This window comes from Sphingomonas sp., from assembly GCF_032114135.1.
Taxonomy (GTDB): domain Bacteria; phylum Pseudomonadota; class Alphaproteobacteria; order Sphingomonadales; family Sphingomonadaceae; genus Sphingomonas.
This window is the reverse complement of sequence record NZ_DAMCTA010000001.1, coordinates 1,574,913-1,587,634: the sequence shown is the minus strand read 5'-3', so window position 1 is coordinate 1,587,634 and position 12,722 is coordinate 1,574,913. Positions and strand designations below refer to the sequence as shown.

Annotated in this window: 15 protein-coding genes; 6 read left to right on the top strand and 9 right to left on the bottom strand. The window is 66.4% G+C overall.

From position 1 onward, the window contains the following. The first annotated feature begins 34 nt into the window (after positions 1–34). The 3 genes from fumC to gmk all read left to right on the top strand — a co-directional run bounded on the left by fumC (position 35) and on the right by gmk (position 2,452). Positions 35–1,426 carry a class II fumarate hydratase gene (fumC, locus tag RT655_RS07500; RefSeq protein ID WP_313535855.1) on the top strand — a complete coding sequence of 464 codons (1,392 nt, stop codon included), beginning with the start codon at positions 35–37 and terminating at the stop codon, positions 1,424–1,426. A gap of 65 nt (positions 1,427–1,491) precedes the next feature. Then, positions 1,492–1,710 (top strand): hypothetical protein, encoded by a 219-nt coding sequence (locus tag RT655_RS07495; protein ID WP_093294653.1) that lies wholly within the window; start codon positions 1,492–1,494, stop codon positions 1,708–1,710. Between the two features lie 55 nt (positions 1,711–1,765). After that, positions 1,766–2,452, top strand: coding sequence for a guanylate kinase (gene gmk, locus RT655_RS07490; RefSeq protein WP_313535854.1), 687 nt, complete (start codon positions 1,766–1,768; stop codon positions 2,450–2,452). A 6-nt stretch (positions 2,453–2,458) separates the two neighbouring features. On the opposite strand, the gene RT655_RS07485 is transcribed toward gmk, so the two are convergent. The 7 genes from RT655_RS07485 to RT655_RS07455 all read right to left on the bottom strand — a co-directional run bounded on the left by RT655_RS07485 (position 2,459) and on the right by RT655_RS07455 (position 7,957). Further along, entirely contained in the window at positions 2,459–3,136 is a 678-nt protein-coding gene (locus tag RT655_RS07485) for an ATP12 family chaperone protein (RefSeq protein WP_313535852.1), read from the bottom strand. Then, positions 3,133–3,354 carry a hypothetical protein gene (locus RT655_RS07480; RefSeq protein ID WP_313535850.1) on the bottom strand — a complete coding sequence of 74 codons (222 nt, stop codon included), beginning with the start codon at positions 3,352–3,354 and terminating at the stop codon, positions 3,133–3,135. Before RT655_RS07480 ends, RT655_RS07485 begins: the two co-directional genes overlap by 4 nt. Next, positions 3,351–4,010: an HAD-IA family hydrolase gene (locus RT655_RS07475; protein ID WP_313535849.1), complete on the bottom strand. Its 660-nt coding sequence runs from the start codon at positions 4,008–4,010 to the stop codon at positions 3,351–3,353. The genes RT655_RS07480 and RT655_RS07475 overlap by 4 nt, the downstream gene beginning before the upstream one ends. Positions 4,011–4,029: 19 nt before the next feature. After that, entirely contained in the window at positions 4,030–5,142 is a 1,113-nt protein-coding gene (locus tag RT655_RS07470) for an RluA family pseudouridine synthase (protein WP_313535848.1), read from the bottom strand. Further along, positions 5,139–5,519 (bottom strand): fluoride efflux transporter CrcB, encoded by a 381-nt coding sequence (crcB, locus tag RT655_RS07465; protein ID WP_313535847.1) that lies wholly within the window; start codon positions 5,517–5,519, stop codon positions 5,139–5,141. Before crcB ends, RT655_RS07470 begins: the two co-directional genes overlap by 4 nt. 416 nt (positions 5,520–5,935) lie before the next feature. Next, entirely contained in the window at positions 5,936–6,469 is a 534-nt protein-coding gene (locus tag RT655_RS07460; RefSeq protein WP_313535846.1) for a hypothetical protein, read from the bottom strand. 750 nt (positions 6,470–7,219) lie between these two features. Then, positions 7,220–7,957, bottom strand: coding sequence for a PEPxxWA-CTERM sorting domain-containing protein (locus RT655_RS07455; protein ID WP_313535845.1), 738 nt, complete (start codon positions 7,955–7,957; stop codon positions 7,220–7,222). Between the two features lie 265 nt (positions 7,958–8,222). On the opposite strand from RT655_RS07455, the gene RT655_RS07450 reads away from it, so the two are divergent. Next, on the top strand, positions 8,223–8,450 hold the full coding sequence (locus RT655_RS07450) for a hypothetical protein (protein WP_313535844.1): 228 nt from the start codon (positions 8,223–8,225) through the stop codon (positions 8,448–8,450). Between the two features lie 55 nt (positions 8,451–8,505). Here the strand turns inward: RT655_RS07450 and RT655_RS07445 are convergent, their stop codons facing one another. Beyond that, entirely contained in the window at positions 8,506–9,066 is a 561-nt protein-coding gene (locus tag RT655_RS07445) for a glycine zipper 2TM domain-containing protein (protein WP_313535842.1), read from the bottom strand. Positions 9,067–9,148: 82 nt separating this feature from the next. Next, positions 9,149–9,991 carry a class I mannose-6-phosphate isomerase gene (locus RT655_RS07440; protein WP_313535841.1) on the bottom strand — a complete coding sequence of 281 codons (843 nt, stop codon included), beginning with the start codon at positions 9,989–9,991 and terminating at the stop codon, positions 9,149–9,151. Between the two features lie 123 nt (positions 9,992–10,114). On the opposite strand from RT655_RS07440, the gene RT655_RS07435 reads away from it, so the two are divergent. Together RT655_RS07435 and recN are read left to right on the top strand one after the other, a co-directional pair. Then, positions 10,115–10,939, top strand: a complete 825-nt coding sequence (locus tag RT655_RS07435; RefSeq protein WP_313535840.1) for an outer membrane protein assembly factor BamD — start codon at positions 10,115–10,117, stop codon at positions 10,937–10,939. A 43-nt stretch (positions 10,940–10,982) separates the two neighbouring features. Continuing rightward, on the top strand, positions 10,983–12,644 hold the full coding sequence (recN, locus tag RT655_RS07430; RefSeq protein ID WP_313535839.1) for a DNA repair protein RecN: 1,662 nt from the start codon (positions 10,983–10,985) through the stop codon (positions 12,642–12,644). Positions 12,645–12,722 lie beyond the last annotated feature (78 nt).

Genomic DNA, 12,722 nt, shown 5'->3' with positions numbered 1-12,722 from the left:
GCCTACATCGCGCACAAACAAAGCGGAGAAGCACATGACCGGCACGCGCACCGAAACTGACTCGATCGGCGCGATCGACGTTCCAGCCGACGCCTATTGGGGCGCCCAGACCCAGCGATCGATCCAGAACTTCCCCTTCGGGCCCGAGGAGCGGATGCCGATCGGCATCGTCCATGCCCAGGCGATCGTGAAGCAGGCCGCGGCGCGGGTGAACGTGAAGCATGGGCTGGACCCCAAGATCGCCGAGGTGATCGACCAAGTCGCGCAGGAAGTGATCGACGGCAAGCTCGACGACCAGTTCCCGCTGGTGATCTGGCAGACCGGCAGCGGCACCCAGACCAACATGAACGTCAACGAGGTGATCGCCGGCCGCGCCAACGAAATCCTCACGGGAAATCGCGGCGGCAAGAGCCCGATCCACCCCAACGATCACGTCAACATGGCGCAGTCGTCGAACGACAGCTTCCCGACCGCGCTGCACATCGCCGCGGCGCGCGCGGTGACGCTCGACCTGTTTCCCGCGCTGGAGCGGCTGCACACCGCGCTCGACCGCAAGGCGCACGACTGGGATCACATCGTCAAGATCGGCCGCACCCATCTGCAGGACGCGACGCCGCTGACGCTCGGGCAGGAATTCTCCGGCTATGTCGCGATGCTCGCCTCGGCGCGGGCGCGGTTCCAGAGCGTGCTGGAGCTCGACATCTTCAAGCTGGCCCTAGGCGGCACCGCGGTGGGCACCGGGCTCAACTCGCCGCCGGGCTATGCCGAGGACGTGGCGGCGGAGATCGCCAAGATCACGGGCCTCCCCTTCGTCTCGGCGCCCAACAAGTTCGAGATGCTGGCGACCAAGGACCAGCTGGTGAACCTGTCGGGGGTCTGCAACACGCTGGCCGTCTCACTCACCAAGATCGCCAACGACATCCGCCTGCTGGGTTCCGGCCCGCGCTCGGGCCTCGGCGAGCTGGAACTGCCGGCGAACGAGCCGGGCAGCTCGATCATGCCGGGCAAGGTCAACCCGACCCAGAGCGAGTCGCTGACGATGGTCGCGGCGCAGGTGATCGGCAACCACATGGCCGTCACCGTCGGCGGCATGCAGGGCCATTTCGAGCTCAACGTGTTCAAGCCGCTGATCGGCGCGAACCTGCTGCGCTCGATCACCCTCATGTCGGTGGGCATGACCAACTTCGCCGAACGTGCGGTGGACGGTGCGGTGGCGAACGAGGCGCGGATCAAGGAACTGGTCGATCGCTCGCTGATGCTGGTCACCGCGCTCGCCCCCGCCATCGGCTATGATGCCGCGGCAAAGATCGCCAAGAACGCGCACGAGAAAGGCCTTACCCTCAAAGAGTCCGGGCTGGCGCTCGGCCTTGTCGACAGCGCGACCTTCGATAAGTTCGTGAAGCCCGAGACGATGATCGGCCGTTGATCGGGCGCGGCGAGCGGTGGGAACGCCGCCGCCGCACCGCCGTTCTTGCGGGGAAGGAGAAGACAATGATCGGCAAGTTGATTGCAGGCTGGATCGGCAGCAAGATCGACCGGCGCGACGGCGAAGGCGGGGCGGTGGGCGCGGCGGTCGGCGTCGCGACCTGGGAAGTCGCCAAGCGCGTGGTGCCCGCAGCGTTCGTGCTCGGCGCGGGCGCGGTGGGCGCGGCCTATCTCAAGCGCAAGCTGACCACCGAGCACGGTCCCGATACGGGCCTCGGCGCGTAAGCTCGAAACGGCGCCCGGGCTTGACGGCCCGGGTGCCGCTACGCCAAAGGCCCGCATGGCCCATACGCACCAGAACGACCCGCATGGATTCCATCGCCGCGGGGTTTTGTTTGTCCTTTCCTCGCCCTCGGGCGCCGGCAAGTCGACTATCGCCCGCAAGCTGCTGGCAGCCGAACCCGATCTCGCCGTCTCCGTCTCGGTGACCACGCGCGAGCCGCGGCCGGGCGAAGTGAACGGGGTCGACTATACGTTCGTCAGTGTCGACCGGTTCCGCGAGATGGTCTCGCAGCACCATTTCATCGAATGGGCGCACGTCTTCAAGCATCGCTACGGCACGCCGAAGGGGCCCGTGGACGCGGTGCTCGCCACCGGCCGAGACATGCTGTTCGACATTGATTGGCAGGGCGCCCAGCAGCTCCACCAGACGATGGGCGGGGACGTGGTCCGCGTGTTCATCCTGCCGCCCTCGATGGCCGAGCTCCACCGCCGCCTCGAAGGCCGCCAGACCGACTCGCCCGAGGTGATCGCCCACCGCATGGCCCGCGCCTCGAACGAGGTGAGCCACTGGGACGGCTATGATTACGTCCTGGTCAACGACGATGCCGACAAGTGCTTCGAGGCCGTCCACACCATCCTCAAGGCCGAGCGGCTCAAGCGCTCGCGCCAGACCGGTCTGATCGGCTTTATCCGCGGGCTGATGAAGCGCGGCGATCCCACCGGCGAATCGTCCGACGTCCTCTGAGGCGTCTCAGAGGAGGCTGAGGAAGCGCACCGCCGCGTCGAAGTCGGCACGGCGGATATTGCGGGCGCGGGTGGCCAGCTCGTCTTCGCCCCATTGCTCCGCCTGCCAATCCTCGTCGAGCATGGCAGCGCGCCACACCGTCTCGTGATCGGATACGCCTTCGAGCAGCGCCAGCGCTGCGACCAGCGACCCGCTGATCGTCACCAGCGGGCTAAGCGCCGCGAGCCGGAACGTGTCGAGCGCGGCGACCACCTCTTGCAACCGCGCGATCGTCGCGGGCGGCTGGGCGCGATGCATGATACCAGCCGTCGTCTCGAAATGCACGTCGTAGCGAGTGCGCGCCCAGTCGAGCAGCGGGTCCCATTGCGCGGCCTGGCGCTCGACCAGCGGTTCGGGCAGCTCGGCGCGGTAGCAGAGCAGGTCGCTTTCGCCATAGCGGGCGAGGTCCTCCGCGAACGGCGCAGGGTTCGGCGCGATCTGGTCGATCGCGGCGTTGGCGAGCCCGGTCAGCGGCATCGCGCGCGGATCAAGTTCCTCGCCGACGCTGCGCCATTCCTCGGCCACGGCCTCGGCCAGCTGCGGCGTCGGCAGCAGCAGGGCTGCGCGGGCGGGGGTACGGACGGGGCGGCCGTCGAGTTCGATGGCGCCGTCGACGATCGTCACGGTCTTCCAGAAACGTTTCATGCTTCGGGGGGTGTCCTCCAGCGGCGAGCGAGCATCCGGGGGACCGCCGCCATGAACCAGAACGAGGCGAGCATCAGCGCGATGCCCAGCATCGTCAACTCGTTGGTCTTGGCGCGACCCAGGATCAGCAGCGCCAGCACCGCGCCGGCCACGCCGACGCAGTTCGCGCCCATCATCAGAAAATAGCGATTGCGCGCAAGGCGATCGGCGTCTGTCACAGGGCCTCCAGATGCGCCGGGATCGCCGACGCATGCTCCACGACCCGCACCGCGCCGGCCGCGTGGAGATCATGGGGGGTGTGGTAGCCCCATGCAACACCCAAGGGGAGCGCGTTGGCGGCAACCGCCATCGCCATGTCGAAGCTGGTGTCGCCGATCATCACCGTCGTCTCCGGCGCCGCGCCCGCCTCGGCGATGGCGGCCTCGATCATCGAGGGGTGCGGCTTGGAGGGGTGGCGGTCGGCGGTCTGGAGCGTGACGAAGCGCTGACGCAGGCCATGCGCCTCCAGCACCCGGATCAGCCCCCGATCGGACTTGCCGGTGGCGACGCCGAGCAGCCAGCCATTCGCGTCCAGCGTCTCGATCGCCTCGAGGATGCCGTCATAGAGCGGCTCGTCCTCGATATGGCCGGCGGTGCGCAGCGCGAAATAGGCGCGCTTGTATTCCTCGGCGAGGTGGCGGTGGAGGTCATCCTCCGCCGCCGGCAGCAATTGGGCGATCGCCTCGACCAGGCTGAGCCCCACGATGCGACGAATCGCATCGCGGGTGGGCGGCTCCAGCTTCTGGCCGGCGAAGCAATGCTCCATGGCGAGGCAGATGCTCGCCTGGCTGTCCACCAGCGTGCCGTCGCAATCGAACAAGGCGAGGCGGTTCATCGCTGTTTGCCGACCGCCATCACTTCTTCTCCCCGCGGCCCCGCCGTTCGCCGCGGCGTTCCTTACGGTAGGTCTTGGCGTGGGCCTTGGCCTTTTGCTTGAGCAGTTCCTTGCTCATCGGCGGGGGACCGTCGTCGATCTCCAGCGCATTGCCCACGCTCAGGTCGAAGCCCAGCGTGTGCATCGACTCGGCGAAATGGTGCGGCAGCTCGGCGCGGACGTCGATGCGGCTGCCATCGGGATGGTCGATGCGGATGCGGCGGGCATGGAGGTGCATCTTGCGGCTGATGCCCCCGGTGAGGAACGCCTCCTGCAGTCCATATTTGCCGTCCCCGACGATCGGGTGACCGATCGCCGCCATATGGACGCGCAGCTGGTGGGTGCGGCCGGTGAAGGGCTGGAGCTCGACCCAGGCGCAGCGATTGCCGGCCATCTCGATCACCCGGTAGCGGGTGCGGGCGGGCGAGCCTTCTTCCATGTCGACCTGCATCTTCTCGCCGCCGGTGCCCGGCTGCTTGCCGATCGGCAGCTCGATGAAGCCGTCCTCGATGTCCGGCACGCCCATCACCAGCGCCCAGTAGATCTTCCGCGCGGTGCGGCTGGAGAAGCTCTTCGAGAAGAACGCTGCGGCGCGCGCCGAGCGGGCGACCAGCAGCGCACCCGACGTGTCCTTGTCGAGCCGGTGGACCAGCTTGGGCCTGCCTTCGGCCTCGAACCACAGCCCGTCGAGCAGCTCGTCGACATGCTCGAACGTCTTGGTGCCGCCCTGGGTCGCGAGGCCCGGCGGCTTGTTGAGCACCAGCGCCGCGTCGTCGCGGTGGATCACCAGCGACTGCGCAAACGCCGTCTGTTCCGCGCTGAGCGGCTTGGGCGCCCGCTTGGCGCGCGGGGCGGCAGCCGCCGCGGCCTTGGCCGGCTCGGCCGGGGGGACGCGGATCTGCTGGCCGGCGGCGAGGCGATCGCCCGGCGTGGCGCGGGCGCCGTCGACCCGCAGCTGGCCGGTGCGGGCCCAGCGCGAGACGATGTTGAAGCTTACGTCCGGCAGGTGCCGCTTGAACCAGCGGTCGAGCCGGATGCCTTCATCGTCATAGCCGACGACAAACTGGCGGACGCCGTCCTCGGCGGCGCTCATGCCGTCACCGCCCGCGCCAGCGTCATGCCGATGGCGAGCGCGCCGATCGCGCCGATCACCGAGGCGAGGACATAGCTCAGCGCCACCAGCACATCACCGCGCTCGATCATCGCGAAGGTCTCGAGCGAGAAGGACGAGAAGGTGGTAAAGCCGCCGAGCACGCCGACACCGAGCAGCAGGCGCGCCTGTTCGGCATGGGAACCGAAGCGCAGGAGGCTGGCGCCGAGCAGCCCCATCAGGAAACCGCCGACAATATTGACGGCGAGGGTCCCCCAGGGGAAGGCCGGGCCGAGCAGAGCGACGCCGGCGCGGCCAACGCCGTAGCGGGCCGCGGAGCCGATGGCCCCGCCGAGCATCACGAGAAAAAGATTAGGCATGCCGCGCCCCTAGCGCGAATCGGGACAAAGGGGAAGTTTCGGGGTTCGCGGCCGTCCGCAGGTGTGGGGACGCCAGTTCGGCACGGTCCCGGCCGCCGGGTGAAGTTCACGAAGTTTAGGCCGGTGCGTACTTCAGCATCGGCCCGGTCCGCGATCGGGCGGTGGGCCGAAGTTGAGGAAGTTTAGGCGCGCGCAGCATCACGATATGGGCTCCGGCTGAGGCCACAGCACAGCGTGCGGCCGCTGCACACCGGCAGCATCGCGCGCAGTATAAACAGACTAGACCCGATCAAAGAGCGGCCGCAGCACGACGGCTTTCAGTGATATAAATGGGGAACGCCGATGTGGGGATCAAGATGCGGGCCCTAGCGTACGGTGGCGCCGTAAACATCGCGTCATATGTTGGGGATTCGTGGTTAGCCGACAGACCGCGTTTGGGCGAGATCGCCCCTTAGCTGCCCTAACGTTTGCTGGAACGCTTCAGGGCGGTCGAGGCAGTGAGCAATCGTAGTGATTTTTCTACCACGCCTAACAATGGGCGTTTCTAATTCAAACATAGTATTCAGCCATACCACCAACGCCATGTTCAAAACGCCCGGCGCTTTCAGATCATCGGCGTTCCACGTTTTCCTGAAGCCTTTTATGTCGCATAGGGCGATGGGGAAACTTAGCTTCCGCCCCGTTCTCATCACAACGATGTCGTCATCGACAATTATGGGTCTGAGCCGAAAGTCGTGGATCATTCGAGCGAGTATAAATACCAGTGCTGAATCGAGAATGCTGATAACGACAGCGACCTTTCCACCCAAAAAAGCCATGGCAAGAATGTGAAGCACAATGGTTTCCACACATGCGAGCGCGAGGACTGCGCCTACCATTGGACTAAGCTTTTTATAGTAAGTGAATTCCATCCCAATTCCACAGCCGTTCCTCGGCTCGAAGGCCTGCATGGTGAACGAATGGCAAGTTCTGGGCAAGCAGGGTTAGTCTCCATTTGGGAGTTTGGGGGGGGGAGCAGTCCGGCAGCTTTTCGATCCGAGGCGGAACGGCCGCCATTGGCGCAGGTGCGGCGCTGAGCGGCTGAAAATGGGTGGTTAGCTGCCGTTGTTCGGCCATAGGGCAATCCTGATTATCAGGAGCGCCAAGGAAGCCACAAAGGCTGCGCCGGACACGTATACGAGCCCAATTAATGCCAATGAGTCAGACTTTTTGAACGCGATAGCTATGGCGAAGCCGGCAAGGCTCGCAAATAGCAGGGACCGTGACCATCAACCAAGTCCATGACGCATAGCAGCTCCAGCCCTTTGATATGATGAAGCACACCGACCGCTACTGGAACGAAAGCGGATTGCCGGCTCCCATCGGTCCAGGTGTCGTATGGTCGCAACTCGGTGCGAGCCTTCGTTCAAATATCAGCGCAGTAGGCCGATGAACGCACCAAACGATAGGGCACTGGCCGCGGCGTAAAGAGCGCCGGCAATCCAGAACTCACGAGGGTTGCCCAAGCGGTCAGGACTCGGCGCGCCCCTGGTGGGGGACGGCATTGTGCCTGTCACGAATCCGAAGAGTAGCAATCCACCACAAAACGCAGCGATGGCGAGGGCTGGCCAGTTCATTCGCAGACGCATACCAGCCCAAAGCTCTGTCCGCTATTGGGCGCAAGCCGCCCTCCCGAGCGCATTCGTGCGGCGACGATCGTCTCAGCAGGTGGTGCAGCGCTGCTGCGATCGTCGGGCAGTCCCGCGCCGTCGAAGAACGGCGCCGCTGACGCCGATACCCGCGATCATCAAAGCCCAATTTTCCGGTTCGGGGACGCCAGTCGAAAAGGCGCCAGCATAGGCACCACTGAGAGAGCCGGTCTGCCTGGTGGAGGGGTCGCGGGTCGCGTATTCAAAATTGGCGTAATAGGCCGGACCCTGCCCGAAGATGGCGTCGAGCGTGAGCGGTCTGCCGTCGTCGGCCTGGCGGAAAACACCACCGATCGCGACCATTTGGCTTTTGCCCGCACGCCCGCCGAACGGCGCCGTTGCATCCGCCGCAGTCGGTGTTCCGGGAAGAAAGAAGGTGAAGGCGAGCGACTCTTCGCTCCTGTTCGATCCAGGAAAGAAGGAGAACCCGCGGTAGAGTTCAATGAACGGGGTGTAGGCCGCGTCGGTCGACAGCGGATATGCGAAGCTGCCGAGCGTGACTGCCGCACTCGAGAGCGAGAGGTCATATATGGCATAGCCTTCCGAAGCATCGAAAAGCGATGCCTTCGCGGGATCAAAAGTGAAGGAGAAGCTGAAGGCGCTGCCGAGCGGCACCGCACCGGTGAGCGGCAGTCTACCCGAAACCTGGGACAGCACGCCGGATCCGCTGTATGTGACGGGAGCAGCCGCAGCCGCAGTTGCCGCGGCGGTATAAAAGCTGGCTATCATCAGCATGGAGGTGCGGCGCATGAAAACTCCCCTGTTTTCTCGATAATAGCGCCATCTTGCGGCGTTCGACTTCGGGCGACAAGTGCCGATCGTAGGTCGCCGCCCCCCTGTTGAAGTCTGGCTGGATTTCTTCCGATATCGGGACTGCGACGCTCGTCGTGTCCCCCTATATTCGCCCGCGGAAACCGACCTGGACCGCTGAACAATCGACTAGGGTGGCGCGCGCGGCAAGACGCCGTGCCCGTCCTATCTTGATAACACACCCCTGCCGCCCCACATTCCGCGCATGTTCAATGCACTTTCGCTGCTGATCGGGCTGGTGGCGCTGCCCTTCGCGCTCGTGGGGATCATTCCGTTCCCCTTCGTCCCGCTGGTCAACTGGATCGCCTTCCCGATCGCGCTGACCGGCACGGTGGTCGGGATGCTCTCGCGCGGGACGGCGGGGCGAAACCTAAACCTGCTGATCCTGATCATCAGCGGCGTGCGGCTGATGCTGACCGGCGGGTTCATCTAGGCAAACAAAAAGGGGCCCGGCGAACCGGACCCCTTTTCCTGCGTGCCGTCCGGCCTCAGCGGCAGCGGACGTTGCCGCGGTCCACCGACTGGCCGAGCGCACCGCCCGCGACGGCACCGAGCAGCGTGCCGAGCGTCGCATTGCCGCCCGAGGACAGCGCGTTGCCCAGCAGGCCGCCGCCCAGACCGCCGACGATCAGGCCGGTCGTGCCGTCGTTGCGGCGGCAATAATAGCGATTGTCGCGGCCGCGATAGATGCGGTCGTTTCGGCTCAGGCGGCGCTCCTGATAATAGCGGCCGTCGCGATAATATTGGTCGGCATAGTAACGCTGCTGGCCGGGGCCGGGGCGGTTATAGTCATAGTTGCGATAGCGGCGCCAATCGCCCTGGTTCGGACGCGCGCCGTTCTGGCGCCAGTCGCGCCGGTCGTCGCGGCGCGCTTCGTTGATGTCCTGCCGGCAATCGCGCGCCTCGCGGCGAAACTCGCGGCGGCTATCGGCATTGCGCAGATCGTGGCGGCAATCCTGCCGTGCTTCCCGTTCGCGATGCCCTTGGGCAAGCGCCGGGGCAACCGGCAGGGTCAGCGCGGCCGCGGCGGCCAGTATGAGCATGCGCATCAGAATACTCCAGGTCGTTTCCAATGCGTGCCGAACGTCTCGCCGCGGCTCCCGGTTGCGTGAATGTTAAACTACGTCCGGTTCATTCTGCGTCCATCGCCGGGACACGGGCGTCACCCGGATAGGCAAACAGCAGGTCGCTGCCGACCGCTGCCTCCAGCTCGACATGGCCTTCCAGCGTCAGGCACTCGCCCGCCTTGAACGCAACGCCGTCGACCGCGCCTTCGCCCTTCACCGGGATCAGCCAGCCCGTGGTACCCGCGGGCAGATCGAAGCGGCGATGCCCGCCTTCCCAGCGCTCGAGCACGAACTTGGGCCCTTCGACCAGGATCGTGCGGTTGGGCGCGACGGCGCCCGGCATCGGGTGCGGCACGAAGGGCACCGGTTCGGCAACGGCGATGCCCGCGTCCAGGTGCAGCTCGCGCGGGCGGCCATAATCATAGAGGCGGTAGGTGGTCTCGCTGTTCTGCTGCACCTCGATCAGCGTGATTCCCGCGCCGATCGCGTGGATGGTGCCGGATCCCGAGTAGAAAAAGTCGCCGGCCTTGACGGGCTTCCAATCGAGCAGCGCCTCGATCGAGCCGTCGAGCGCGGCCGCGCGCAGCGCTTCGCGGTCCATCGGCTGCTTGGTCCCCAGCGCGATCGTCGAATCGGGCTCCGCGTCGAGGATCACCCAGCATTCGTCCTTGCCGCGCGGCAGCCCGGCGGCGTGCGCCTGCTCGTCGTTCGGATGGACCTGCACCGACAATTTCTCGCTGGTGAACAGATACTTGATCAGCAGATCGGGCGTGCTGTCGCCCGGCGTCTGGAACCAGACCTCGCCGACCGGATCGCCGTCCTTGGCGGGATCGGCAAAGCCCGGATACAGCGTGTGGCGGCCCCAGGGTTTTTCGACGCGGTGGGTGGCGAGAAGCGTGGCGGGCACGGAAGATCCCCTTCAAAGACGGTACGGAAACGCCAGCGCATGTGGCCCGAAGCAGGTTCCGCCGCAATCCCGCCCCGAAAAGGATTGTTTGCAGCCACGGCCCCGGTCTAAGAACCCCGCCATATGCGTAGTCCTCTGCCTCGCGCGCTTGCGTTCGCGCTTCTCCCGGTGTTCGCCCTTTCCGTCGCCGGCTGCGCCAAGCGCGGCGGGGTGAAGGATCTCCCCTATGTCGCGCGCGACGTCGGCACCTTGTACAGCACGGCCAAGCAGAAGCTGGACCAGCACCAGTACAAGCTCGCCGCCGCGCTGTTCGACGAAGTGGAGCGCCAGCATCCCTATTCGATCTGGGCGCGCCGCGCCCAGCTGATGGGTGCGTTCAGCTATTATCTGAACCGCGACTATGCCCAGGCGATCGCATCGGCGCAGCGCTTCCTGGCGGTGCACCCGGGCAACCGCGATGCGCCCTATGCCTATTACCTGGTGGGCATTTCCTATTACGAGCAGATCAGCGACGTCACTCGCGATCAGAAGATCACCCAGCAGGCGCTTGATTCGCTGGGCGAGCTGATTCGCCGCTATCCGAACTCGAAATATGCCGCCGACGCCCGGCTGAAGCTCGATCTGGTGCGCGACCATCTGGGCGGCAAGGAAATGGAAGTCGGCCGCTTCTACGAGGCGCGCGGCCAGTGGCTGGCGGCGGCGCTCCGCTTCCGGACCGTGGTCGACAATTATCAGATGACCACCCATGTGCCCGAAGCGCTGATGCGCCTGACCGAGAGCTATCTCGCGATGGGCGTGCCGGAGGAGGCGAACAAGGCCGCCGCGGTGTTGGGTGCCAATTATCCAGGCACCGACTGGTACAAGCATGCGTACGAACTGATGCAGGAAAACCAGGACAAGGTGGCCGCTGCCGCCAAGGCTAGCCCGCCGCCCAAGCCCGCGAGCTAAAAGCACTTTCGTTCTTCTCCTGTTCCTGCGATAGGGGGCCGCGATGCTGACCGCGCTATCCATTCGCGACGTGGTGCTGATCGAGGCGCTGGACCTGGAGTTCGGCGAAGGGCTCGGCGTGCTGACCGGCGAGACCGGCGCGGGCAAGTCGATCCTGCTTGACGCGCTGGGGCTGGCGCTGGGCGCGCGCGCGGACAGCGGGCTGGTCCGCAGTGGCGCAGGCCAGGCCGTCGTGGTGGCGAGCTTCGTGCCGCCCGCCGCGGATGGCGCGATCGCCAATCTCTTCGCGCAGAACGGGATGGAGCTGGAGCCGGGCGAGCCGCTGCTCGTCCGCCGGCTGGTCAAAGCCGATGGCGGCAGCCGGGCGTTCGTCAACGACCAGCCCGCCTCCGCGGGCTTCCTGCGCGAACTCGCGCCGCACCTCGTCGAGATCCACGGCCAGCATGACGATCGCGGGCTGCTCAACCCCCGCGGGCACCGGCTGCTGCTCGATTCCTTCGGGCGCTGCGACGCCGGACCCGTGGCGATCGCGCATCGTGCCTGGCGCGCGGCCGAGGATGCGCTCGCGGTAGCGCGTTCCGAGCAGGACAGCGCCGAGCGCGACCGCGAATGGCTGGAACATGCCGTCACCGAGTTGGCGGCGCTGGCACCCGAGGAAGGCGAGGAGGAACGGCTCGCCGAGCGTCGTGCCGCGATGCAGCGCGGTGAGAAGATCGCGACAGACTTGCAGGGCATCGCCGATCTGTTGGAGGGCTCGGACGGCGGGCTTGCCCGGTTGCGGCAGGCGGCGCGAATCCTGGAGCGCGTGTCGGACGATCATGAAGCACTGGCCGAGGCGCTGGCCGCGATCGACCGCGCAATCACCGAGGGCAGCGAGGCGCAGGCGCAAGTCGATGCGGCCGCCGAGGCGCTGGCGTTCGATCCCGCCGCGCTGGAGGCCGACGAGGCGCGGCTGTTCGAGCTTCGCGCCGTCGCTCGCAAGCATCGCGTGCAGCCGGACGAACTCCCCGGGCTGCTCGCCGAGCTGTCCGGCCGGATGGAGCGGCTGACCAGCGGCGGCGCCGGCATCGCCAAGCTGGAGAAGGCGACGGCGCAAGCCCATGCTGCCTATCGTGAGGCGGCGCAGACGCTTTCGGCGATGCGCACCATGGCGGCGGCGCGGCTGGATGCAGCGGTGGCGACCGAGCTCAAGCCGCTCAAGCTGGATGCCGCGCGCTTCCGCACCGTCGTGGAGCCGCTCGACGAGCACCAGTGGAGCGCCGCCGGCATGGACCGGGTGGAGTTCGAGGTCTCGACCAACCCCGGCGCGCCCTTTGCGCCCTTGATGAAGATCGCCAGCGGCGGCGAGCTTTCGCGCTTCATCCTGGCGATGAAGGTGGCGCTGGCGGAAGAGGGCGGCGCCCGCACGCTGATCTTCGACGAGATCGATCGCGGCGTCGGGGGCGCGGTGGCCGATGCGATCGGCGAGCGGCTGGCGCGGCTGGCCCAAGGCTCGCAGCTGCTGGTGGTGACCCACAGCCCGCAGGTCGCGGCACGCGGGGCGCGGCATCTGCTGATCGCCAAGAGTCACGACGGCATCGTCACCCGCACCGGCGTGACGCCGCTCAGCCCCGAACAGCGCCGCGAGGAAATCGCCCGGATGCTCTCGGGCGCCGAGATCACCCCCGAGGCCCGCGCCCAGGCGGAGCGGCTGCTCGCGGCCTGAACCTGAACGAACGTCTCCGGCTTGCGACAATTGGTGACGCAAAATCGTGGGCAGTGGGACAAAATCGCGACATCGGCG